The following is a 22,527-nucleotide window of genomic DNA, read 5'->3' on the forward strand; positions in this document are numbered from 1 at the left end:
TTTTACGCATGCCGTTGTCGCAAAACCGCTGCACACTTTTGCGCGACATGCTTTAGCGCTGTCAACCATGAGCCTTCAGCAGGCGACTCTTCTGCCGGTTCCAATCGCGCTCCTTCTCGGATTCGCGCTTGTCGTGCAATTTCTTGCCCTTGGCGAGCGCCAGTTCCATCTTCGCCCGACCGCGATCGTTGAAATAGATCTTCAGCGGGATCAGCGTCATGCCTTCTCGGTTGATGGCAGAGCGCAGGCGATGGATTTCACGGCCCGACAGCAGCAGTTTGCGGCGCCGGCGCGGCTCGTGATTGAAGCGGTTGGCCTGCAGATATTCCGGCAGGTAGGAATTGATCAGCCAGATCTCGCCGCCCTCATCCGAGGCGTAGGATTCGGCGATATTGGCCTTGCCTTCGCGCAGCGACTTGACCTCCGTGCCCATCAGCACGATGCCGGCCTCGTAAGTATCGATGATCTCGTAGTTGAAGCGGGCCTTGCGGTTTTCGGCCACGACCTTATTCACCACGCGCTGGCTGCCTTTGGGGGCCATGACGATATTCCAATTGCTTTTTTAGGGCGCGAAAAGCCGCGCCCTCATTCCTTGCCCTTTATGTAAGGGAGAGACCCCGTCTTGTGAAGACGGCGGGTCTCGTCAGTTCAGCAGGCCTGCATGGCGCATCGCGGCGTCGATTGCCGATTCCGTTGCCGGCTCCAGCGTCGAAAGCAGCGGCGAACGAACATTGCGGCTCATCCGGCCAAGCTTGGAGAGCCCGTATTTGGCGCCGCAAAGGCCCGGCTCAAGGAAGATAGCCTTGTGCAGCGGCATCAGCCGATCCTGATATTCCAGGGCGCGGGCATAATCGCCTGCCAGCGTTGCCGCCTGGAAGTCGGCGCAAAGGCGCGGGGCGACATTGGCCGTTACCGAAATACAGCCGACGCCGCCATGGGCGTTGAAGCCGAGCGCCGTTGCATCCTCGCCGGACAGCTGCCTGAAATCTGCGCCGCAGGTGATGCGCTGTTCGGAAACGCGCTCGATCTTGCCCGTCGCATCCTTGACGCCGACGATATTCCGATGCGCCTTGGCGAGCGCACCCATCGTTTCCGGCGTCATGTCGACCACCGAGCGGCCGGGGATGTTATAGATATAAATCGGCAGATCGACGGCCTCGGCGATCGCCGAAAAATGCGCGATCAAACCCTTCTGCGTCGGCTTGTTGTAATAGGGCGTGACAACCAGAACGGCGTTCGCACCGACCTTTTCGGCATGCTGGGCAAGCTCGATCGCTTCACGCGTATTGTTCGAGCCGGCGCCGGCCATGACGGGAACGCGTTTTGCGGCAACTTCGATGCAGAGTTCCACCACCCGTTTGTGCTCGGCATGCGACAGCGTCGGGGATTCGCCTGTCGTGCCGACAGGAACGAGACCGCCGCTGCCTTCCTTGATCTGCCAGTCGACATGAGCGGCGAAGCTGTCTTCGTCGATCAGTCCGGCATCCGTGAAGGGGGTGACGAGGGCGGGAATGGACCCATTGAACATGCAAAGCTCCTCACGACCAAATCCTTGCTTCGGCCGCATTCCATGAATATGAGTTGCGCACCATAGAGCGCCGATATCATCGCGACAAGCGCGCAGAGTTCGGTTTAGGGCAAATTCCGATAGCAGATGTGAACGAATTTTACCTGGTACGGTAAGGTTTCGTTAAGATGCCTCTAGCCAAATGGCAGGGCGTGTTTTCGTTGCGAGATCCCGGATGAAGAAAGCTGTCCTGATTCTGTCCGCCTTCGGCTTGATTGCCGCCGCGTGGAGCAGTGTTGCGTCGCCGCTTCCCGGCGAGAGCACTCCCATGCCTGCCGTCAAGCCGCTCGGCTTCATTCCCGAAACAGCCATACCGGAATCGATCACGACAGGCGCCATTCCGCCCAATCCGGCCATCGCGCCCGTCAACGGCGACCTGAAAGCCGGCCTCGACGCGCTTTCCGACAAGGACCCGCAGCTGGCACTTTCGATCCGCAACGGCATGCGCGACGGGACGCTCGACCGCCATATCCTCACCTGGGCGATCGCCGTTTCGGGATTGAAGGGTGTTCCTTCTTATGAAATCGCCAGCGCCGCGCAAGAGCTCAAGAGCTGGCCGGGTCTTTCGCGGCTGCGCGCCTATTCCGAACGGGCGATCTATGACGAAAATCCTGCCCCTTCCGCCGTGCTCGCCGCCTTCGGCGATACCGCGCCCGAGACGATGCAGGGCGCCGTCATTCTCGGCCGGGCGCTGGTTGCGTCAGGCAAGCAGGCGCAGGCGGCAAAATATATCCGCAAGGTCTGGCGCGGAGAGGCTCTCGACAAGGCGACCGAGGACAAGATCCTCATCGAATTTTCCGCGCTGCTGACGCCTGCCGACCATAAGGCTCGGATGGACTATCTGATGTATCGCGGCCGGGTGGCGCAGGCCAAGCGCTTCGGAGACATGGGCCAGGCGCAGTCGCTTTACATGGCCTGGGCTGCCGTCGACGCCAAAGCCGGCAATGCCGGCGCGCTGCTCAACGCCGTCGATGCGAAATGGCGTGGCGATGCCGGCCTCCTGTTTGCGCGGATCGAATATCTGCGCAAGCAAGACAAGTATGCCGAAGCCGCCGTGCTTCTGGAGCAGATGCCGCCCGAGCGTAGCGAACTCGTCAATTCCGGCGAATGGTGGAACGAGCAGCGCATCATCAGCCGTGGTCTCGTCGACCAGGGACAGTTCAAGCCTGCCTATCGCATCGTCGCAAACTACGCCGCAACGAGCCCGACGGATATCGTCGAGGCTGAATTCCATGCCGGATGGTACGCGCTTCGCGGCCTGCGGGACCCGGCAACGGCGGAAAAACATTTCCGCAAGATCCTCCAGACATCAAACGGACCGATCTCGGTTTCACGCGCCTGGTATTGGCTGGGACGAGCAGCGGAGGCCGGAGGCCCCGGCAAATCCAGCGAATTCTATGCGAAGGCCGCGAATTTTCCCGGCACCTTCTATGGACAACTGGCGGCCGAAAGGCTGGGGCGAAAGACGCTTAATGTCACCTATCCCGCACCGAGCACGGCCGACCGGCAGCGCTTCCAGGCACGCGAAGCCGTGCAGGCGATCGCCCGGCTGGAGGCCACCGGCCATGGACGGCGGGCCGCCATTCTCTATCTCGCGCTCGCCGATCAACTGCAAAGCCCCGGTGAATTGGCTGTCCTTGCGGCACGGGCCGAGCAATCCGGCGATCATCATCTCTCGCTGCAGATCGGCAAGATCGCCTATGGACGCGGCATCGATGTCGCAGCGCTTGCCTTTCCGGTCGGCGTGATCCCGGCGAACGCCAATATAACGGGCTCCGGCAAGGCGCTTGCCTATGCCATCGCGCGGCAGGAAAGCGCCTTCAACCCGGCCGCCATATCGGCGGCGAACGCGCGCGGCCTGCTGCAACTCCTGCCGGGAACGGCCCAGGCGGTGGCAAAGCGCCACAACATCGCCTTTTCCAAGGACAAGCTGACGGCCGATGCCGGCTATAACGCGACACTCGGTGCTCATTATCTCGGCGAGCAGATCAACGCCTTCGGCGGCTCCTATATCCTCACCTTCATTGCCTATAATGCCGGGCCGAAGCGGGTGCCGGAATGGATCGGCCGATACGGCGATCCGCGCGGCAGGCCGATCGACGAGATCGTCGACTGGATCGAGCGCATCCCCTTCCCCGAAACGCGCAACTATGTGCAGCGGGTGATGGAGAATTACGAAGTTTATAAAGCCCGTCTCGGCCAACCCACCGATATCGAGCGCGACCTGATCGGCGGACGCAGCGCCTCCTGAAGCCGTTTGGCGCGGCTTGAAAAGCAAGCTACATCTTCGGGATCAAACAGGTCTTGAGGGATGCGATGCCGGATATGGATGCAGGCGGTTTCCAGGAACGATTTTGTACGTCTTCTGATGGGTTGAGGCTTTATGCCCGCGACTACCAGCCAGACCAGGCGGCAACTGCCGGACGGCTGCCGGTGATCTGCCTGCCCGGCCTGACCCGCAATACGCGGGATTTTCATCCGCTTGCTCTGCTTCTCTCCCGGGACACAACAATGCCTCGCAGGGTGATTGCGCTCGATTCGCGCGGACGGGGAAACTCGGCTTGGGATGACAACAAGGCGAATTACAATCTCGCCATCGAGGCAGGCGACGTCATTGCCGCCTGCGCGGCGCTCGGCATCGAGCGGGCGATCTTCATCGGCACGTCGCGCGGCGGGCTGATCCTGCATCTGATCGCGGTGATGCGGCCGGACCTTCTCGAAGCCGTCATCCTCAACGATATCGGGCCAGTGCTCGGGGCTGAGGGTCTGGCGCGGATCCGCGATTACCTCAACAGCGGCAGGAAGCCGGCGGACTGGAACGAGGCGGCCGATATATTGAAGGAAAATCATGGCGCGTCGTTTGCCGCGCTTGCAGAGGAAGATTGGCGCGAGATGGCGCTTGCCCTTTATCGCGATATCGGTGGACGGCCGGTCGCCGACTTCGACCCGGCGATCGCAGAGGCACTGAAATCGATCGATTTCAGCCAGCCGTTGCCTGATCTCTGGGAGCAATTCGAAAGCCTGAGCCGGTTGCCGCTCATGCTGATCCGCGGTGAAAATACGTCGCTGCTTTCACAGGAAACCGCCGGCGAAATGGCACGGCGGCATTCGCGGCTAATCCTTCATGCTGCCGAAGGACAAGGACATGCCCCGCTCCTGCATCTCGGGAATATCCCCACGACAATTCGAGCTTTTCTCGTCACCTGCCGATAACCTCACGAAATTGGTCAGCAAGCACGATGGGCCTTTCCTTCAAATACAAAAAGCCCGGCTCGAGAGCCGGGCTTTCCTGATTGACCGAAGTCAGATCAGATTAGAACGAACGCTGCAGGCGGAAGTAGCCCGTCGTGGAGTCGTCAGCATCTTCCGGATCGAGGTACTGAACCGAAGCCTTGGCGTAGAAGTTGTCGACGATCTGGTAATCAACCGTCAGACCGACCTTCCAGGCATCGCCGTTATCGAAGTCGTCATCAGTGATGCCGTAGTTGCTGTAGTACTGGACACCGGGGGTGATCTTCAGCTTGTCGGTCGCTTTGATGGCGTATTCGGCAGCAATAGCCCATTCGGCCTTGGTGTAGTAAGAGCTCGGGCCGGTAGCGTATACGGCAGCGAGGCCGAGCGTACCGGGACCGATGTCAACCGTACCCATTGCACGGACAGCGCCGTCTTCGTTGTCGACGTCGTAGCCGGCAGTGATCTGGTAGCTGAATGCACCAGCCTTGCCGCCGAGACCGACTGCAACGCCAACGTTGTTGGGTTCTTCGTCCGCCTTGTAGTAGCCGTCCTCGAGTTCATCGACGCTGATGCCAGCGTAGAAGGCGTCGGTTTCGTACTGATAACGGATGGAGTTATGCAGCGTTACCGGAGAACCGATATCGTCGGTTTCGCCGGAGAGGCCATCGTCCCACCAGCTGTAGAACAGACCAGCGCGGAAGCCGGCGATGTCGAGGTAAGCGGAGTCGAGCTTGGCAGACTGATCGGTGGCATTGTCAGCATTGAACTGCATGACGATGACGCCAGTCAGCGGACCATACTCGGTGTCGCTCTTGGCCGTGAACTGAACCTGACCGCGAGTAACGGCATCCCAATCGGAGTCGTTACCACGATCATCCGTAGCGCCGACCTGGTCGCCAACGTTGACCTGGAAACGGATGTAACCGTTGATCTTGAGGCAGGTTTCGGTGCCCGGGATGTAGAAGTAGCCGGTGCCGTAAGCGTCGCAGACGCGAACATATTCAACCGGTTCCGGCTCGGCAGCAACAATAGCGTCAGCAGCCTGAGCACCGGAAACTACTGCGAGAGCAGCAGCGGAGCCGAGAAGAAGGCTCTTGATGTTCATAAATGACCTCCAATTCAAAGTTTCGATCGGGTTTGGGATCTTTCGCTGATCAGCGTTCCCTGCCCCATCCCCGTGTTTCAAGAAGTGGACGATCAGTCGCCCTTGCTTCCGACGCTGAAAATACAAGACGGAAGCCGTCACGCAATCACCAACTTGTGTAGATGAGGGATTTAGGGGAGCCTTCCCGACATTCTGTTGCTGAAAGGACACAAGTCGGGCAACCGGCCTCGATTTCCTTTATGCTTTGTTAAGAAAAGCCTGATTTTGCGGAGGCTTAGGTCCGGTCAACAAAGAATTGGACATGCGCGTTGCGACACATTCGTGACACTTTTTTGACAAAATGCGGCTCTTGCGGGGGATTCATGATTACAGGAAGCGTAACCGAACGTGCACCAATCCAGCTTTCGCCACTTGCTGGGCGTGAGCGCGGGAGGTGATTCCCGCAGACGATTCTCTCACTCGAGGCAGAGAGATTTTTCTCGCTCATCCGGCCAAAGGCATAGCCGACCAAGCGAACATGATTCCCTGCCGGAAACTAAAGATCGACACATGCTCAGGAAATCGGAATGGCGGAGAAGATGGGAAGCTCCGCCAACCTAACCCAACCCGTTGAGCCTATTGATTTTACTCATCAATCTCCTGTAAACGTGGCACAAACAGTTGGCACAAACAGGCAAAGCGGGTGTTTCATGGCGGGATTCAGGGGCAAGCCGAACAGGCATATCCGTCTGAAAGGCAAGACGTACCAGTTCAAGATTGGCATCCCTGCAGAGTGTCGCGCCTACTTCAAAGGCCGGAAGAACTACGTGGAAGCCACAGAGACCGGTGACCTCGTGACGGCTCGTAAGTGGCGCGACAGGCGTGAGAGGGAGCTACAGGACCTCTTTGCAGATATCCGAAGTGGCCGCAAAGTCTCTGATGAGCAGGCGTCGGTAGTACTAGAGGCCGAGCAACTGCGGGAGGCCCTCCGCGCGGAAGAGGATCAAGATCAACGGTGGCTGATAGCCAACATCGCCCTGGAGCGTAGCGAAGCGTTAGAGCGCAAGCCAAGCCTGCAAGGTGCTTTCGATAAGGCGTGGTCCGGCGAGGAGGAAGTGGACGCCTATGTCGAGGTCTGGCTGAAGGAAATCAACTTGGCACCCAAGTCGACGCTGGACTATCGGGGCATCCTCGGCAGGTTTACGGCCTGGTGCAAGGCGGCCGGCCACACGATCAAGGACATCAACCGTAAGACGGCGGGGAAGTACGTAGCAGCCCAACTTCTCGATCCTGAGAAGATGACACGGGTGACCGAGGAAGAGCGCAGAGCCCGTCAGAAGGCGTACAGGGAGAGCTACGTCCGACCCGAGCCGACAGCGGCCCAGAAGGCCAAGTGGTCGGAGCGAGCCCAGGAGCGATGGGCGGCGTACTACGCCAACGAGACCCCAGAGCAACGAGAGGCCCGTCTGGCTGCCAAGGCGTTCTATAGGGAAACCGAGGTGCAGCCTAAGGTCAGAGAGATCGTCGAGCACATTAAATACGATTTCGCTAAGGCCACATCGGAGACGGCTCGGCAGGATGTCGCGGACGAGTGGGCGGACACCGGTTTGAGTTGTTGGCTCACAGCCAAGGCGCTCTGGTACTACGAGGTTTCCAACCTTATGACACGGTACGGATACGGAGATTAGACGCCGCTATGTTTTCGGCAAAAATCTTTTCCAGGGCATGATTAGATAGGCAAACGCGCCGCTCCCCCGGGGTACCCCTCCTTCTCCACTAGGGTGGCCGGGGGCCGACGAGCTGCGGCCAACTTCGCGAAGCGAGGTGCGTTCAGTTCAGGCTCAAGTCATGCGCGTACACCCCGAGACGCGTTCCCCAGCCGCGTACGAAGACGCCGATGCCCGGTGACAGGCGTGATCTGATGTCATCAGGGACGTTGCACACTCGGCCGACAAGAAAAGGCGTGTCCTCCAACATCACCGCAGAGTAGCAGTTCTTTCCCAAGCGATCGGCTAGTCCATGTACCGTGAACGGAAGCGCAACTTCATCGCCTGCGATCACTGGGAGCAGCAACGGCCAAATGAACAGGATACTGCCTCCCATAAAATAACCCAAAAACGGGCCGACTATGACACCGAGGACGCGCTTCAGTTTGCTCATTCCAGCGCCTTTCCAAATAATCCAGACAAAAAGCGCGGCGGATAGGGAGCCCACAATGACACGTAGAGGATTGGTCCATGCCAACCACTCGGCAGATGGAATGAAATTGGAACCGATCACCACAGCCGACGAAACATAGCCAAGCAAAAACCAGGAGCAAATAAAAATCGCGAAGGACACCCGCAATTTCTTCGGCTTAGTCGAACCTTTCATGAATGCCTCTTGAAATAGTCTTCTTTTTTGGGGGAGCGTAGAAATTTCCTCTTATAGCCTTTTTATGCCCAGCGCTGCCATGACGACAACCGCTCAGTGAGATATTTATAATCTTCGCGCCCGCATTGAGAGAATCTTATGGGGTCGGAAAAAGCTGGAATCGCTGTCCGTCGCCCTTCAAAATCTCGAATACGCAGAAAGAAGTGGCTTAGGCAAATGTGCTGAGGGCGAGTCTGCCTGTCGGAGTAGGCAATCCCCAAAGGAGGCGTAACTGCTGGTACGTTTTGGGTTTACCCTAACAGACCGGTCTTTCGGTAAGGCGCAACAAATAAGTTGACTAGTCTAAACTTACCATGTAGGGGTTTACCAGTTCAACCTTACCAGAGATCGCCATGACCTTCGTTCGAGCCTACCTTCGCGCTTCCACCAACGAGCAGGATGCATCACGAGCCCGACAGCCCCTCAAAGACTTTGCCGACCAGCACGGACTTAAGATCGCTGCGGAGTACGTTGAGAATGCCAGTGGTGCTTCGCTTGAGCGACCGAAACTGTTCGAGCTTATTGATCAGGCCCACGAAGGTGACATTCTGCTGACCGAGCAGGTTGACCGACTGAGCCGATTGACGGCGGCAGACTGGGATAAACTCAAAGCCCTGCTGACGGCAAAGCGTATCCGGGTCGTGGCGTTGGACCTACCGACATCGTACATCATGGTGAAGGCCGATGATTTCACCGGTCGCATGTTCGATGCCCTCAACTCTATGATGCTCGATATGCTCGCAGCCATCAGCCGTAAGGACTACGAGGACAGACGACGCCGCGCTGCGGAGGGTGTTGCTAAGATCATGGCCAATCCCACCGAGAAGGCCGCGAAATACCGTGGCAAACCGGAGAACACCAAACGCAACGAGCTTGTCGCTGAGCTGCTCAAGGCCGGCAAGAGCTGGACCGATGTTCAGCAGGCGACAGGCGTCAGTCGGATGACCGTGGCGAAGGTGGCCAATCGGCTGCGTGAAGCAATCTGAGGTAAGCATGACAAGGTGGCTGAACGACGGCATTCGAGCCGCTCGGATCACCAGCTAATTGGCTACGTTGACGAGGTAGGTCACGAATGCGGCGCAGGAGCTAAACATAAAGATAGCCTCTGCTTCACCGACCATCGCTGCCTCGTCGCCAACCATTGGGTGACGGATGCCGTTTGCGTCATTGGTATAGCCATAGATGTTGTTGAACCCGCTCCGCAGGGCAGGATGCATCGGGTGGTTCTTGCTTATCTCTGTCAGTGCTTTCTGAAGGCTAGCCTCTCCTGTAAGCGACCGCGCAACGGATTCAACAGCATGAATGCTTTCCCTGACACTGTCAGCATATCCACCCGCTGTCAGCGACGAACCTGCCTTTAGTAGATGCGCCCGTGCGCCACCCAGCCCAGGACGGCTCATTGCATCCAATGCAGCATAAACTGCCTGCCCCTCCTCCTCCGAGGATATTGGGACCACCGACCCCTCCAACAGTCGATAAGCGCAGCGCTCTTGCTCCATGAGACGTGCAAAGGACGTGGCTAGCGTCGGGTCCTCGCAATGCCGCGCAAGCCACTCCACGAGGCCCAGTACCTCATGGTAGCGTCCGCGCTCGAACACGGGCCTCATGGCTTTAACAAGGGAGTCCCGGTCTCTACCAACATCATCGACGAAACGCCCGAGCCGCTTCACCACAAAGTCGCGATAGAGCTGCCCCCAAATCGTCCCGAGGTTGTTGCGTAGTAGTTGCTTGCTTTGCTCTTGCTCTACTCGACTGTAAACTTCGTCCCAGAATCGCGCCCGCAAGACAGCGGACACCGTCTTCAGCGCCATTTGCGCCGGCAGTGGCTGAAAACCTTCCGCCTGTTCGAAAGATATCTGAGACCTGTCAAAGGGAGTCATGGCGCACCATACAGATAAGCATCGGCGATGATGAAAGACGCCGCCGATTCGCGCAACTCTGGGTGACCGAACGTCAGCCTTGCTAACCGTATTGCCCACAGATTACGCATGTCACTCTCCCGCGAACCTCAGTTGGAATAGGTTGCTTTTAACGCGACTACGGTGACCGACGACCGCATCAGCCAAATGCCATCAGGGTGTTTCCAGTGAGTTCTAGTTTCTTCAAGTTCGGAAGTTGACCGGCCTCTACAACCATTCGCAGTAGCTGCTGGCAAGCCTTCTCAGCCCAGTCCACAGTGGTTCGTGTTGTGGAACTGTTACCGGCCAAGCTACCACCGTGGACACCTTTGCTGCGCAGCGTGTACAGCTGTCCCATGTGTTTCGATATTAGCGAGCGGTCTTCAAATTCGCTTCCGAGTAGCAGCGAAGCGCGAAGTTTGAGGCGGTAGTTGATCTCTGTTTTCTCATCGCTAGATGCCAAGAGTGCTTCAAAGGCTGTCGCTAGATCGATCGCACTGTCCGCTGGCTCCATGCGTCTTCGGGCCGAGTTCAGCCTACTAGCTGCGATGCTACAGGCCGTCTTTGCGTCGCCATCGAGCGACAAAAAGCGATTGATCAGGCCGGCATGTCCGTCATGTAATGTTACGGTTTGGTATCGTGGAGGTCGACCTTCGTAACGTGGCGGCATCTGCGACCATCCGTACTCGGCATCCGCATAGTCTGTGTTCTCGTACTCGCTCCACGCCAACCCCCACTACCGGAGCAGCATCCGCAGCAACGGTAATCCCGAGTGCTACTTCTGCAAATGCCGAGTAGTCGATCTTGTGGGCCTTGTGGTCTGTCGAAAACCTCAGAGGCACCGTTTCGAACATCCCGACAATGTCTTGCGGTTCGTACCTGATCAGTGGCTGCGGGGCGGCATAGAGATACTTGAGCTGATCGGCATGGTAAGACGCCCGCATGTCCTCGAACGGAACAATCCGAACTCCATTCGAAAACTTCATCTCATGGTCGAGTTTGACACCCAGCAATTCCGCACATCGGCGCGACACAATCTCTTCTACTGAATAGATTTCGTGAAGCCATCTCAGTGTGTCCTCTGGTCCGCGTCGCTTAAGCGGACGGCCTAAGTGTTCCGAGACCAACACTGGATGCAGCTGAAGCTGATGCGCTCCTGCGAACACGTGTCGTCCCTTACCAAACACCTTGTGTGCCTGCAGAGACATTCGAAGTTTTCCCCAAACAGTGCTCTCATCATCGGCCGCCACTCTGGAGAACAAATTGCCGTCGTCCCTAGCTTCGGGATACGCGGCAACCAACGCGTCAAAAACAACTTGGTCGTCTGCACCCCTCATTGCCACACTCCCAATCAATCAACCCGACACCCAACCGACGCACCAGCACCATGAGGTCGGTTAGGTGGTCCACTAGCACGATAGGTGCCCCCTAGCATTTACCACCGCGACCGTTGCCCCACGACGGTATCGCCAAGCAGCCTTACGGAGCCCGGGGCCCCACGAGTGGCCCGAAGATGAAACAGAACGTGACGAACGCGATAAACGCGGCCCCGAGCCACCCCTTCACTTCATCTACCTTCTCACTCATTGGTCGGGCCTTCCTCTCTGCGCGGCGCATCCCTGCTTCTAGCTTCGCGAACCGATTCTCATCCATCCCCTGCCCCTTTTGGTTGCGCATTTGTCATGCCATCAACCGAGCATATTGAGCAAACTTTCCTGCGGATCAATGGGTGAATGGCGTCTCGCCGGAATATGGTGACCCCTGGCACGTCCACGGATGAATAGGGCCTCCCCTGGCACATCGCGGTCGAATAGGTTGCCGACTAGTAGGCAAGCCGAATACCCCTTCCACTGGCACGTCCACGGATGAATGAGTGGTCCCCTAGCATGGTGAAGGCGATTCAGGCCCTCCGGCGCGATGAAGTCGAATAACCTGTCGTCTAGTAGGCAACAGCCGAATACCCCTTCCCCTGGCATGCCCATGGTCGAATAGCCCACCCCCTGGCATGCACCGCACTAAGAACTGTAGAAGCAGCATCTCGCTGGTCTGATCTGATCCTCACGGATTGGACCGGCTGGAGGTGCACCTTGTGCAGTTCCATGCACTGAATCAGCGAGCATCAGAGGCCGCTGCGCTCAAGTATTCCGAACCGTGTGTCTCGGAATCGGTATCCGCCCACCTTGAGCATAGATCACTGACCACCTCCGAAACCATCGACAACCAATGAGGACATATGAACACTTACAGACCACGAAACACCACCAAGGCGCTAAAGAAACGGCGGAAGCTTCAGCGTGATATCATGGCATCCGCACGTGCCGCAGCCCACAAAGATGACCGCAGAGACGGACCGGACGCGATGCCGACGGTTGATGAAGCGAGAATCCCTCAGTGACCGAGGAGGTGATCACGGTCTCTCTGGATGCGTTGGTGCTACTACCAGACAACCAAATTCGGGAGCAGATGTGCTTCAAGACCGTCCGGCACTATGCCGAACTGATGCGTGGCGGGGAGAAGTTTGTCCCGATCAAAGTCGCGAGTGTTGATGCCGCCGACAAGGCCAAGGGCTTCATACTGGTGGATGGTTGGCACCGTGTCCATGCCGCCCAACGCAATAGCCTTCGTGAAATCCAAGCGGTTATCGTCGCACCAGCGGGGCCTGAGGAAATACCATGGTTGTCCGCAGAGGCGAATAGGCGACACGGCCTGCCGTTATCGCGTGTTGATAAACGTAACGTCTTTAGAGCCTACATCAGGGCAGGCAAGCACCGCACAGGGAGAGGCAACGCGGTGAAGTCTGCCCGGGAAATGGAGAAGGACCTGAACGGTATTGTGTCCAGACACCAACTTCCGAAATGGATGCTGTCGGACTTTCCAGCAATCTATCGGGCGATGAACGGTAGCGGCCTCGAACACGGCAATGCCGATGCAGAGGGCGTGGGGCTGCCCGACATGGACGAGGAATACGCTAATGGTGCACGTGCTGCGATGAGCGCCTACATGGCCTGCATGCGGGCGATGAAAGACAACCAGAAGGCCCTGACCGTCCTGACCGATGCAGCCGCAGTCGTTACCGAGGTGTCCGAGCTTGTCACTGGAAAACGGGACTGGCCCGAGGTATGCTCTGATTTCTGAAGCCACTTCGTTGTATTTCAAAGACTTATACTGAAAGTGGCTAATTAGCCGCTCGGGGACGACACGGGCACCCTCAATCCCCTGCTGAGCAGCGCATACCAGGCTTTCGCCTCAATTTATTCCCGACCACCACCAGCAATCTAAACAGGGCGCGGAGCAATCCGGGCCTTCTTTCTTTGTAGAAGGACCACCACCACAAAGAGCAGACCAGAGATCGTAGGGTGCAGCCCGCAGCCCACGACAACAACTGTGCGAGGGGTCAAGCCATCATGAACGCGTGTTTCGCTGACCCTGTGGTGATGGATCGTTGGCGTCACTTTGCAGCCTACGACGGCCTATAAGACCACGGCCCGGAAGCGAAGATCGTTGGCGATTGATCGCATGACTTGCGCTATGCCCTTGTGGGAACTGGAATGGACCTTGTTTTTCGTTGACCACATTTCTGACAGGTTAAGCGATTCATCACCGCATCTAGTAGCAGCCCTTGCTGCATGAAGCGTCGCAGCATAGACCGCTCGATGACATTTTCATGACGACAACGAAAGCAGTGTACGAGCATATCATAGGGTGAACTTGACCAACTTTCGAGAGAGGCGGACGACTCATCAAGCACACGATAGAGCGCTCTCAACACGGCCAGTTCGCCGGCCGCCCGCTCTGGTTCCTGTCCGTCCGAGGCCCAGGATCCGACAAGCTTGAACCTAATTTCTTTGGCGGGGAATCGTCTTCCCCTCTTGTAAGCCGTCGACGTGTCGGGCACTTCCATTGAGACGAAGTCATAATCTTCATCTTGAGTATTTTCCCAACTGAGACCGACACTCCAAAGAACTTGATTCCAACCTTGTGTGCCCGACCGACGTCGCAGGAGCTGTTTGGTCTTCGTGTAGCCTCGCTCATTGTCCCCGCTGTGCGAAAGATACAAGTCGTTCATAAGCGGGTGAGGATATGGGAGGTAAAACATATTATAGCGATCATGTTGAGTAAAAATCTTATCCAGCTCGCGCATCGTAAGATCTCCATCGACCGAGTCATTGGCGGGATCTGCTTTCATAATCACTTCTTGCGCCAGACAGTTGCTTGATCTTTTCCTTAATGATTCTGATGATCAACTGGAATCATCTGAATGCCCAACCACAGCTGTCTGTGGACGACGGATTGGCTCAAGAAGCCCAGGATGAGACGGAATCGATGCCTGCCAGCGCCAATGAAATGGCACAGGGAAATTGGCACAAATGCTTGGCACAAACAATTACCACCGCCCCACCCAAGTGTTTGTTATAACTGGTACAAATGCAATAAAAGAAGGAATGGCGGAGAAGATGGGATTCGAACCCACGATACGCTTTTGACGTATACTCCCTTAGCAGGGGAGCGCCTTCGACCACTCGGCCACCTCTCCGGTGCGGCCTAACTATGGCGACCGGTCTGTGAATGCAAGGGTTTTTTGAGTTTTCACCAGAAGAAATGCAGCGAGCTGCAATTCGGCTGGTTACGCAAACCGACAGCATTTCCTGCCGCAATCCGCGGAATTTGATCGCGCTTCGTTCTCGTCGATGAAGAAGCCGAGCTCAGCCGAGCAGGCTCTTGAGGTCGGCAGAAGGGTCGGCGAGAATCGATTTATCGGGATTGGTCCCGGATTCCAGCAGTTTTTTGCCGGTCACATAGGCCTTTGCGTCGTTGATCGCATCGACGGCAATCAGCCGGCCTTCCCTGAAGTACCAAACCGAATGGGCGCCTTCGCGGGCGCCGGCGCGCAGCAGCGTCTCGTCATAACCAAGATTGAAGCCGGCGATCTGCAACTTGACGTCATACTGGTCGGACCAGAACCACGGCTTCGGATCATAGGGCTCGCTGCCGCCGGCGATGACGGCTGCCGCCGCTTCGGCCTGGTCGACGGCGTTCTGCACCGATTCGAGCCTGATGCGTCCACCCTGCCAGGGAAGTGCGGCGCAATCGCCAGCCGCAAAGATTGCCGGATCGGAGGTGCGGGCGAATTCGTCGACGACAATGCCGTTGGCGACTTCGAGGCCGGCTTCCTTGGCAAGCTGATCGTTCGGGGCGACGCCGATGCCGACGACGGCGAAATCGATGTCGATGACCGATCCGTCGGAAAGTGCGGCGCCGGTGACGCGGCCATCCTTGCCGATCAGGTGCTTGAGCCCTGTCTTCTCGCGGATCACCACGTCATGGGCCTCGTGGATCACGCGCATGATGTCGGCGGTCTCCTTCGCCGCGACGCGCTGCAGGATGCGGTCGGCCATCTCAATGACGGTGACTTCCAGCCCGCGATGGCGGGCAACGGCCGCCGCCTCGAGACCGATATAACCGCCACCGATAATGAGGACGCGGCGACCGGGGCGCATCTCGTCAGCAAGCAGATCGGCATCGCGCTTGTCGCGGGCGACATAGACGCCTTCCAGATCGCCGCCGATTGCGGCCGGCAGCCGGCGCGGCGTCGAGCCGGTGGCGAGCGCCAGCGTGCCGTAATCAAGAACGGAGCCGTCCTGCAGCAGAACCTGCTTGCTGTCCGGCTTGATCTGCTCGGCCCAGGTCGAAAGGCGAAGGTCGACGTCATTGTCCGCATACCAGTGCTCGGCGCGGAATAGCAGGCGGTCGAAGGCCATTTCGCCAAGCAGGTATTTCTTCGACAACGGCGGGCGCTGATAGGGGGCGACGTCCTCTGCGCCGATGAGGGTGATCGGGCGCGTATCCTTCAACGCACGCAGCTTGGCTGCCAATGCGAAACCGGCCTGTCCCGCGCCGATGATCACCAATCTATCCGTCACGATCTCACTCCTGAAGCTGCGCCCGACAACCACGCCAAGGCCTATTCCCTGCCCCACGCCCCGTCAACGGAAAGCGGCCTCTTACATTTAGCCGATCTCGATCCAGCGACGCTCGTGGAAGGACTGTGCCATGGCATGCACCGACTTTTCTATCCTGAGACCGTCTTCGAATGTCACGATCGACGACGGTTCGCCTGATATTGCCCGGATCAGTTCACGGCATTCGATGATCTTCAGATCGTTGAAGCCGAGGCCGTGGCCTGGTGCCGGGATAAACCGATCATAAGGCTGATGAGCGGGTGCCGCCAGTATCTTGCGGAAACCCTGTTCGGAGCCACGACCGTCGGCCTGATAGAGTTCGAATTCGTTCATGCGCTCCTGATCGTAAACGATCGAGCCTTTCGAGCCGTAAATCTCCAGGGCGATGCGGCCCTTGCGACCCCAGGCGGCGCGATTCGCCATCAACACGGCGGAGATGCCGCCGCCAAGCCGCATCAGCACGTTGGCGCCATCGTGGTTTTCGACGGCACGGCGACCGCCCTCGCTCAGCGGGCGGTCGGCATAGGGTTTGACCATATCCGTTATGACGGCCTCGACGTGACCGAAAAGATACCAGAGCAGCGACAGCGGGTGCACGGCAAAATCGTCGAGCGCGCCGTAGCCGGCGGAAAGCTCGCTCTTCCAATAAAAGAAGACATCGGGATCGGCCATGAAATCCTCGTCCATCTCGACGCGGATATGATTGACTGTGCCAATGGCGCCCTCGCCAATCAGCGTCCTGATGTGCCGCATCACAGGATTCTGGATGTAATTATAACCAAGGGCGGCAACCCTGCCTGATTTCTTCGCCGTTTCCAGCATGCGCTCGGCATCGGCATAGGCCGGCGCCATCGGCTTTTCGCACCAGACATGCTTGCCAGCCGCAAGGGCTGCAATCGCCATCTCGGCGTGGAACTGATTGGGCGTGGTGACGGAGACGACGTCGACCTCGGGGTCGGCAATCAGCGCTCGCCAGTCGGCCGTTGCCTTCTCGAAACCGAATTCACCGGCACGAGCATCAGCAAGCCCAGCATTGGCTTCGGCCAGATGCACGAGACGCGGACGCTCGACATCGCCGAACACCGTCTTCACCGCATTCCACGCCAATGCATGGCACTTGCCCATATAACCGGTACCGATCAAACCGATGCCAAGTGGCCTCATTTCCGTCTCCTCCAGAGCTGCGCGCGGATTTTTGGAATATTTGGATCATTTTGACAAGGGACCTGGTCGCAGGCATTTCTGCCTATTTCCCGAACAGACTGTCCAAAACCCTTCAATTACAGGGGATTAAAAACAATTAGCGGTGTCGTTTGAAATCGTTTATGTTCGATAATATGGAATATTTGTTTCATCCCGTGAGCCACAAGCATGGATAACGATCCCCAGAGGCACGCGCGTGTGCCGCGCGATTTCGAAAGCCTGCGCAGCACAATCATCGAGCGCAAGGCGAGCATGCCGAAGCGGCTGGCGCAGGTCGCCGCCTTCGCGCTCGGCAATCCCGACGAGATCGCCTTCGGCACGACCGCGAGCATCGCGGCCGCCTCCGACGTCCAGCCGTCGACGCTGGTGCGCCTGGCGCATCATCTGGGTTACGGAGGCTTTTCCGACCTGCAGAGCATCTTTCGCGAAAGATTGCGGGACCGGACGCTGAGCTACGAAGAGCGCCTCGTCACGCTGGAACAATCGAGCGGCGACGATGAGGACGCCAATCTGCTCTCCGGCTTCATTGCCGCAGCAAACCAGTCGGTGAACCGGCTGGCGGCGACGGTGCAGAGCGATACCTTCACCAAAGCGGTGAATATCCTTGCCGACGCCGAGACGATCTACCTGATCGCCAAACGGCGCTCCTACCCGCTGACGGCGCACATGACCTACGCTTTTTCCAAGCTCAACATCCGCCACCAGATCGTCGCCTCGCCGAACGGCGTCGACCCTGAAATGGTGCAATTCGCAACACCGAAGGATGCAGCGATCGCGGCGAGCTTCTCGCCCTATGCAGCCGACAGCCTCAGCCAGAGCCAGGAGCTTGCCGATCGCGGCGTCCCCGTCATTGCGATCACCGATTCGGCCTTCTCGCCGCTTGCCGCCTGCGCCACGCACTGGTTCGAGGTGGCGGAGGCCGATTTCGCCGGCTTCCGCTCGCTTTCGGCCTCGATGGCGCTCACTATGGCATTGCCGGTTGCAATCGCTGAACGACGGCGCAAGGGTCAGCAGTCAAAAGCTGCAAAAGGCAAAATGGAATAAACATTCCGAATTGACAAAATGTCGGAACCGATGTTTCATTATTGAAAATTCGCAGGCACTGGAAGCCGCGCAAAATCTAGCGGGAGGACATCATGGTACAATCGAATCCGGGTTCACAGCCGGAGCCGGCGCTTGATGTGATCACCATCGGCCGTTCCTCGGTCGATCTTTACGGCCAGCAGATCGGTTCGCGGCTGGAGGATATCGGCTCCTTCGCCAAGTCCGTCGGTGGCTGCCCGGCCAATATCGCCATCGGCACGGCGCGGCTCGGCCTCAAATCCGGCCTCATCACCCGCGTCGGCGACGAGCAGATGGGACGCTTCATCCGCGAGCAGTCGGCGCGCGAAGGTGTCGCGACCGACGGCATCGTCACCGACAAGGAGCGACTGACAGCGCTGGTGCTGCTGGCGGTCGAGGCCGAGGGCGTGTCGCCGATGATCTTCTATCGCTCGGACTGCGCCGACATGGCGCTCGATGAAGGTGATATCGACGAGGATTTCATCAGATCGTCGCGCGCCGTTCTCGTTTCCGGCACGCATTTCTCACGGCCGAATACCGAAGCCGCTCAACGCAAGGCTATCCGTATCGCCAAGGCGAACGGCCGCAAGGTGATCTTCGACATTGATTACCGGCCGAACCTCTGGGGCCTTGCCGGCCATGCGGAAGGCTTCGAGCGCTACGTGAAATCCGACCGGGTCTCCTCGAAGATGAAGGAGACGCTGCCCGACTGCGATCTCATCGTCGGCACCGAAGAAGAAATCCTGATCGCTTCCGGCGCCGACGATGTGCTTGGCGCGCTGAAGGAGATCCGCCGCCTGTCACCGGCGACGATCGTCTTGAAGCGCGGCGCCATGGGCTGCATCGTCTATGACGGGCCGATCGCCGACGATCTCGAAGCCGGCATCATCGGCCAGGGTTTCCCGATCGAAGTCTTCAACGTGCTCGGCGCCGGCGATGCCTTCATGTCCGGCTTCCTGCGCGGATTCCTGCGCGACGAGCCGCTGAAGACCTGCGCCACCTGGGCCAATGCCTGCGGCGCCTTCGCAGTCTCCCGCCTGCTCTGCTCGCCGGAATATCCGACCTGGGCGGAACTCGACTTCTTCCTGACGACCGGCAGCAAACATCGGGCGCTGCGCAAGGACGAGGCGCTCAACCATATCCACTGGGCATCGACCCGACGCGGCGAAATCCCGCTTTTGATGGCACTGGCGATCGACCACCGTTCGCAACTCGTCAGCGTCGCCGATGAGCTCGGCGTCGGCCATGAGAAGATCGTCGCCTTCAAGCGGCTGGCAGTGGCGGCAGCGGCGCGGGTTTCGAACGGCCGCGACGGCTACGGCATGCTGATCGACGAACGCTTCGGCCGCGACGCCTTCTTCGATGCGGCGACGAAGAATTTCTCCTGGATCGGGCGGCCGGTGGAATTGCCGGGCTCAAAGCCGCTGCGCTTCGAATTCAGCCAGGATATCGGCTCGCAGCTCGTCGAATGGCCGCTCGGTCATTGCATCAAGTGCCTGTGCTTCTATCATCCTGATGATCCGGCTGAATTGAAGACGGAGCAGCAGGAGAAGCTGCGGACGCTGTTCGAGGCCGCCCGCAAGGTCGGCCGCGAGCTGCTGGTGGAGATCATCGCCGGCAAGAACGGGCGGCTGACCGACGATACCATCGCGACCGCGCTGGAGGAGCTCTATGCGCTCGGCATCAAGCCGGACTGGTGGAAGCTGGAGCCGCAGGCATCCCGTGAAGCCTGGAAAAAGATCGATGCGGTGATCGCCAAAAATGATCCATGGTGCCGCGGTATCGTGCTCCTGGGGCTCGAGGCCCCTGCCGACGAGCTGATCTCCTGCTTCGAGGCGACGCTGGCGGCTCCCTCCGTGAAGGGTTTCGCCGTCGGCCGGACGATCTTTGCCGATCCGGCGCGCGCCTGGCTTTCAGGCGAAATGGATGATGAGGAAGCGATCGCCGATATGGCCGGTCGCTTCCGGCACCTGACAGAGGCGTGGCTGAAGACGCGCGGGCATCAGTAGACTTATAATTAAGACCCCTCCCCAACCCCTCCCCACAAGGGGGAGGGACTTAACCCGGAGCATCGCCTCACGCCATCAGCAAGCTTCCCTTTGGAGGAGACATTGCGGCGAGAATGTAGAGAGCCCGGCAGGTCAGCCCTCCCTCTTGTGGGGAGGGGTTGGGGAGGGGAAAACGCGAAAAGAAAGATTGCGGGAGGACCCGATGGGCAAGACGATACGGTTGACGATGGCGCAGGCCGTCGCGCATTTCCTGAAAGTACAGATGACGATCGTCGACGGCAAGAAAGTGCCGATCTTCGGCGGCGTCTGGGCGATCTTCGGTCACGGCAACGTCGCCGGTATCGGCGAGGCGCTCTATCAGGTGCGCGAGGAATTGACGACCTATCGCGCCCACAACGAACAGGGCATGGCGCATGCCGCGATCGCCTATGCCAAGGCGAATTTCCGCACGCGCTTCATGGCCTGCACGAGTTCGATCGGTCCGGGCGCGCTGAACATGGTGACGGCCGCCGGCGTGGCACATGTCAATCGTATCCCCGTTCTCTTCCTGCCGGGCGACGTCTTCGCCAACCGCGCGCCGGATCCGGTGCTGCAGCAGATCGAGGATTTCGGCGACGGCACGGTTTCCGCCAATGATGCCTTCCGTTCGGTTTCGCGCTATTTCGACCGCATCACCCGGCCCGAGCAGATCATCACGGCGCTGAAGCGCGCCATGCAGGTCCTGACCGATCCGCTCGATTGCGGCCCGGTGACATTGTCGCTCTGCCAGGACGTTCAGGCCGAAGCCTATGATTATCCGGAAAGCCTGTTCGAGGAAAAAGTCTGGACGACCCGCCGGCCGCAGCCGGATGCAGATGAGCTCGCCAATGCCATCGCGCTGATCAAGGCATCGCAGAAGCCGGTGATCGTTGCCGGCGGCGGTGTGCTTTATTCGCAGGCGACGAAGGAACTTGCCGCCTTTGCCGAGGCCCACGGCATTCCCGTCGTCGTCAGCCAGGCCGGCAAATCGTCGATCAACGAAACCCATCCGCTGGCGCTTGGTTCGGTCGGCGTCACCGGCACGTCGGCCGCGAATGCGATCGCCGAAGAGACGGACCTCGTCATCGCCGTCGGCACGCGCTGCCAGGATTTCACCACCGGCTCCTGGGCGCTGTTCAAGAACGACAGCCTGAAGATGATCGGCCTCAATATCGCCGCCTATGACGCGGTGAAGCACGACAGCCATCCGCTGGTGACTGACGCCCGCGAAGGGCTGAAGGCGCTTTCGGCAGGGCTTTCGGGCTGGAAGGCGCCGGCGGCACTCGCCGAAAAGGCATCTGCAGAGAAAAAGATCTGGATGGAGGCTGCGGCCAGGGCGATGGCGACGACCAATGCCGCCCTGCCCTCCGATGCGCAGGTGATCGGCGCGGTGGCGCGCACGATCGGCGGCGAGAATACGACGGTGCTTTGCGCTGCGGGCGGCCTTCCCGGCGAATTGCACAAGCTCTGGCCGGCGATGGCGCCGGGCAGCTATCACATGGAATACGGTTTTTCCTGCATGGGCTACGAGATCGCCGGCGGGCTCGGCGCCAAGATGGCGCGTCCCGAACGGGATGTCGTCGTCATGGTCGGCGACGGTTCCTACATGATGATGAATTCCGAGCTTGCGACCTCGGTCATGCTCGGCCTCAAGCTCAATATCGTCGTGCTCGACAACCGCGGTTACGGCTGCATCAACCGATTGCAGATGGGAACCGGCGGCGCGAACTTCAACAATCTGCTGAAGGACTCCTATCACGAGGTGATGCCGGAGATCGATTTCCGCGCGCATGCCGAAAGCATGGGCGCCATCGCCGTCAAGGTCGCCTCGATCGCCGAGCTGGAACAGGCGCTCGCCGATTCCAGGAAGAACGACCGCACGTCGGTCTTCGTCATCGACACCGATCCGCTGATCACCACAGAAGCCGGCGGCCACTGGTGGGATGTCGCGGTGCCTGAGGTCAGCTCGCGCAGGGAGGTCAACAGGGCGCGTGAGGCCTATGTCAAAGCACGTGCTGCCCAGCGCGTCGGCTGATCGATTGCTGTCATTTTTCTGGAGGAGCGGCACCGCTCCTCCGCA

At 58.9% G+C, this 22,527-nt stretch carries 18 protein-coding genes and 1 tRNA gene; 8 read left to right on the forward strand and 11 right to left on the reverse strand.

What is annotated here, in order from left to right; translation table 11 throughout:
* Positions 1-61: 61 nt before the first annotated feature.
* Positions 62-541: an SsrA-binding protein SmpB gene (smpB, locus tag OLZ32_RS31100; protein WP_003546925.1), complete on the reverse strand. Its 480-nt coding sequence runs from the start codon at positions 539-541 to the stop codon at positions 62-64.
* Positions 542-643: 102 nt separating this feature from the next.
* Positions 644-1,528, reverse strand: coding sequence for a 4-hydroxy-tetrahydrodipicolinate synthase (gene dapA, locus OLZ32_RS31105; protein WP_138328408.1), 885 nt, complete (start codon positions 1,526-1,528; stop codon positions 644-646).
* Positions 1,529-1,742: 214 nt separating this feature from the next.
* Between dapA and OLZ32_RS31110 the strand changes: the two genes are divergently transcribed.
* Positions 1,743-3,818 (forward strand): lytic transglycosylase domain-containing protein, encoded by a 2,076-nt coding sequence (locus OLZ32_RS31110; protein WP_264424276.1) that lies wholly within the window; start codon positions 1,743-1,745, stop codon positions 3,816-3,818.
* A 65-nt stretch (positions 3,819-3,883) separates the two neighbouring features.
* A complete protein-coding gene (locus OLZ32_RS31115) occupies positions 3,884-4,780 on the forward strand; it encodes an alpha/beta fold hydrolase (protein ID WP_017990895.1) in 897 nt (298 codons plus the stop codon).
* Between the two features lie 100 nt (positions 4,781-4,880).
* On the opposite strand, the gene OLZ32_RS31120 is transcribed toward OLZ32_RS31115, so the two are convergent.
* Positions 4,881-5,906, reverse strand: a complete 1,026-nt coding sequence (locus tag OLZ32_RS31120; protein WP_003546916.1) for a porin — start codon at positions 5,904-5,906, stop codon at positions 4,881-4,883.
* A 566-nt stretch (positions 5,907-6,472) separates the two neighbouring features.
* Here OLZ32_RS31120 and OLZ32_RS31125 point away from each other — a divergent pair.
* The gene (locus tag OLZ32_RS31125) at positions 6,473-7,573 is read left to right on the forward strand and encodes a DUF6538 domain-containing protein (protein WP_264424278.1); all 1,101 of its coding nucleotides are present in this window, start codon (positions 6,473-6,475) and stop codon (positions 7,571-7,573) included.
* 142 nt (positions 7,574-7,715) lie between these two features.
* Here OLZ32_RS31125 and OLZ32_RS31130 read toward each other — a convergent pair whose 3' ends face one another.
* The gene (locus OLZ32_RS31130; RefSeq protein WP_168313621.1) at positions 7,716-8,258 is read right to left on the reverse strand and encodes a hypothetical protein; all 543 of its coding nucleotides are present in this window, start codon (positions 8,256-8,258) and stop codon (positions 7,716-7,718) included.
* Positions 8,259-8,650: 392 nt separating this feature from the next.
* On the opposite strand from OLZ32_RS31130, the gene OLZ32_RS31135 reads away from it, so the two are divergent.
* A complete protein-coding gene (locus OLZ32_RS31135; RefSeq protein ID WP_264424283.1) occupies positions 8,651-9,283 on the forward strand; it encodes a recombinase family protein in 633 nt (210 codons plus the stop codon).
* Positions 9,284-9,337: 54 nt separating this feature from the next.
* On the opposite strand, the gene OLZ32_RS31140 is transcribed toward OLZ32_RS31135, so the two are convergent.
* The 3 genes from OLZ32_RS31140 to OLZ32_RS31150 form a co-directional block, all read right to left on the reverse strand.
* A complete protein-coding gene (locus tag OLZ32_RS31140) occupies positions 9,338-10,177 on the reverse strand; it encodes an AbiJ-NTD4 domain-containing protein (RefSeq protein WP_406649086.1) in 840 nt (279 codons plus the stop codon).
* Between the two features lie 178 nt (positions 10,178-10,355).
* Positions 10,356-10,709: a hypothetical protein gene (locus tag OLZ32_RS31145; RefSeq protein WP_406649085.1), complete on the reverse strand. Its 354-nt coding sequence runs from the start codon at positions 10,707-10,709 to the stop codon at positions 10,356-10,358.
* A 100-nt stretch (positions 10,710-10,809) separates the two neighbouring features.
* Positions 10,810-11,532: a hypothetical protein gene (locus OLZ32_RS31150; RefSeq protein WP_264424327.1), complete on the reverse strand. Its 723-nt coding sequence runs from the start codon at positions 11,530-11,532 to the stop codon at positions 10,810-10,812.
* A 1,054-nt stretch (positions 11,533-12,586) separates the two neighbouring features.
* On the opposite strand from OLZ32_RS31150, the gene OLZ32_RS31155 reads away from it, so the two are divergent.
* Positions 12,587-13,330, forward strand: a complete 744-nt coding sequence (locus OLZ32_RS31155) for a ParB N-terminal domain-containing protein (RefSeq protein ID WP_264424289.1) — start codon at positions 12,587-12,589, stop codon at positions 13,328-13,330.
* 391 nt (positions 13,331-13,721) lie between these two features.
* On the opposite strand, the gene OLZ32_RS31160 is transcribed toward OLZ32_RS31155, so the two are convergent.
* From OLZ32_RS31160 to OLZ32_RS31175, 4 genes are all read right to left on the reverse strand, one after another.
* Positions 13,722-14,381, reverse strand: a complete 660-nt coding sequence (locus OLZ32_RS31160; protein ID WP_264424291.1) for a hypothetical protein — start codon at positions 14,379-14,381, stop codon at positions 13,722-13,724.
* A 257-nt stretch (positions 14,382-14,638) separates the two neighbouring features.
* Positions 14,639-14,729, reverse strand: a tRNA-Ser gene (locus OLZ32_RS31165).
* A 169-nt stretch (positions 14,730-14,898) separates the two neighbouring features.
* On the reverse strand, positions 14,899-16,116 hold the full coding sequence (locus OLZ32_RS31170; RefSeq protein ID WP_222393230.1) for an NAD(P)/FAD-dependent oxidoreductase: 1,218 nt from the start codon (positions 16,114-16,116) through the stop codon (positions 14,899-14,901).
* Between the two features lie 87 nt (positions 16,117-16,203).
* Positions 16,204-17,319: a Gfo/Idh/MocA family protein gene (locus OLZ32_RS31175; RefSeq protein WP_264424295.1), complete on the reverse strand. Its 1,116-nt coding sequence runs from the start codon at positions 17,317-17,319 to the stop codon at positions 16,204-16,206.
* 207 nt (positions 17,320-17,526) lie between these two features.
* Between OLZ32_RS31175 and OLZ32_RS31180 the strand changes: the two genes are divergently transcribed.
* From OLZ32_RS31180 to iolD, 3 genes are all read left to right on the forward strand, one after another.
* On the forward strand, positions 17,527-18,402 hold the full coding sequence (locus OLZ32_RS31180) for a MurR/RpiR family transcriptional regulator (RefSeq protein WP_003546910.1): 876 nt from the start codon (positions 17,527-17,529) through the stop codon (positions 18,400-18,402).
* 92 nt (positions 18,403-18,494) lie between these two features.
* Positions 18,495-20,429, forward strand: a complete 1,935-nt coding sequence (locus OLZ32_RS31185) for a bifunctional 5-dehydro-2-deoxygluconokinase/5-dehydro-2-deoxyphosphogluconate aldolase (protein WP_264424297.1) — start codon at positions 18,495-18,497, stop codon at positions 20,427-20,429.
* A gap of 202 nt (positions 20,430-20,631) precedes the next feature.
* Positions 20,632-22,482 carry a 3D-(3,5/4)-trihydroxycyclohexane-1,2-dione acylhydrolase (decyclizing) gene (gene iolD / locus OLZ32_RS31190; RefSeq protein ID WP_264424299.1) on the forward strand — a complete coding sequence of 617 codons (1,851 nt, stop codon included), beginning with the start codon at positions 20,632-20,634 and terminating at the stop codon, positions 22,480-22,482.
* The last annotated feature ends 45 nt before the right edge of the window (positions 22,483-22,527 follow it).

It is taken from the genome of Rhizobium acaciae (assembly GCF_025941625.1).
GTDB lineage: Bacteria > Pseudomonadota > Alphaproteobacteria > Rhizobiales > Rhizobiaceae > Rhizobium > Rhizobium acaciae.

What these genes read in the sequence shown, in the direction of transcription:
- smpB (WP_003546925.1), bottom strand. Translation starts at nt 541, where the DNA reads ATGGCCCCCAAAGGCAGCCAGCGCGTGGTGAATAAGGTCGTGGCCGAA.
- dapA (WP_138328408.1), bottom strand. Translation starts at nt 1,528, where the DNA reads ATGTTCAATGGGTCCATTCCCGCCCTCGTCACCCCCTTCACGGATGCC.
- OLZ32_RS31110 (WP_264424276.1), top strand. Translation starts at nt 1,743, where the DNA reads ATGAAGAAAGCTGTCCTGATTCTGTCCGCCTTCGGCTTGATTGCCGCC.
- OLZ32_RS31115 (WP_017990895.1), top strand. Translation starts at nt 3,884, where the DNA reads ATGCCGGATATGGATGCAGGCGGTTTCCAGGAACGATTTTGTACGTCT.
- OLZ32_RS31120 (WP_003546916.1), bottom strand. Translation starts at nt 5,906, where the DNA reads ATGAACATCAAGAGCCTTCTTCTCGGCTCCGCTGCTGCTCTCGCAGTA.
- OLZ32_RS31125 (WP_264424278.1), top strand. Translation starts at nt 6,473, where the DNA reads ATGGCGGAGAAGATGGGAAGCTCCGCCAACCTAACCCAACCCGTTGAG.
- OLZ32_RS31130 (WP_168313621.1), bottom strand. Translation starts at nt 8,258, where the DNA reads ATGAAAGGTTCGACTAAGCCGAAGAAATTGCGGGTGTCCTTCGCGATT.
- OLZ32_RS31135 (WP_264424283.1), top strand. Translation starts at nt 8,651, where the DNA reads ATGACCTTCGTTCGAGCCTACCTTCGCGCTTCCACCAACGAGCAGGAT.
- OLZ32_RS31140 (WP_406649086.1), bottom strand. Translation starts at nt 10,177, where the DNA reads ATGACTCCCTTTGACAGGTCTCAGATATCTTTCGAACAGGCGGAAGGT.
- OLZ32_RS31145 (WP_406649085.1), bottom strand. Translation starts at nt 10,709, where the DNA reads ATGGAGCCAGCGGACAGTGCGATCGATCTAGCGACAGCCTTTGAAGCA.
- OLZ32_RS31150 (WP_264424327.1), bottom strand. Translation starts at nt 11,532, where the DNA reads ATGAGGGGTGCAGACGACCAAGTTGTTTTTGACGCGTTGGTTGCCGCG.
- OLZ32_RS31160 (WP_264424291.1), bottom strand. Translation starts at nt 14,381, where the DNA reads ATGAAAGCAGATCCCGCCAATGACTCGGTCGATGGAGATCTTACGATG.
- OLZ32_RS31175 (WP_264424295.1), bottom strand. Translation starts at nt 17,319, where the DNA reads ATGAGGCCACTTGGCATCGGTTTGATCGGTACCGGTTATATGGGCAAG.
- OLZ32_RS31180 (WP_003546910.1), top strand. Translation starts at nt 17,527, where the DNA reads ATGGATAACGATCCCCAGAGGCACGCGCGTGTGCCGCGCGATTTCGAA.
- OLZ32_RS31185 (WP_264424297.1), top strand. Translation starts at nt 18,495, where the DNA reads ATGGTACAATCGAATCCGGGTTCACAGCCGGAGCCGGCGCTTGATGTG.
- iolD (WP_264424299.1), top strand. Translation starts at nt 20,632, where the DNA reads ATGGGCAAGACGATACGGTTGACGATGGCGCAGGCCGTCGCGCATTTC.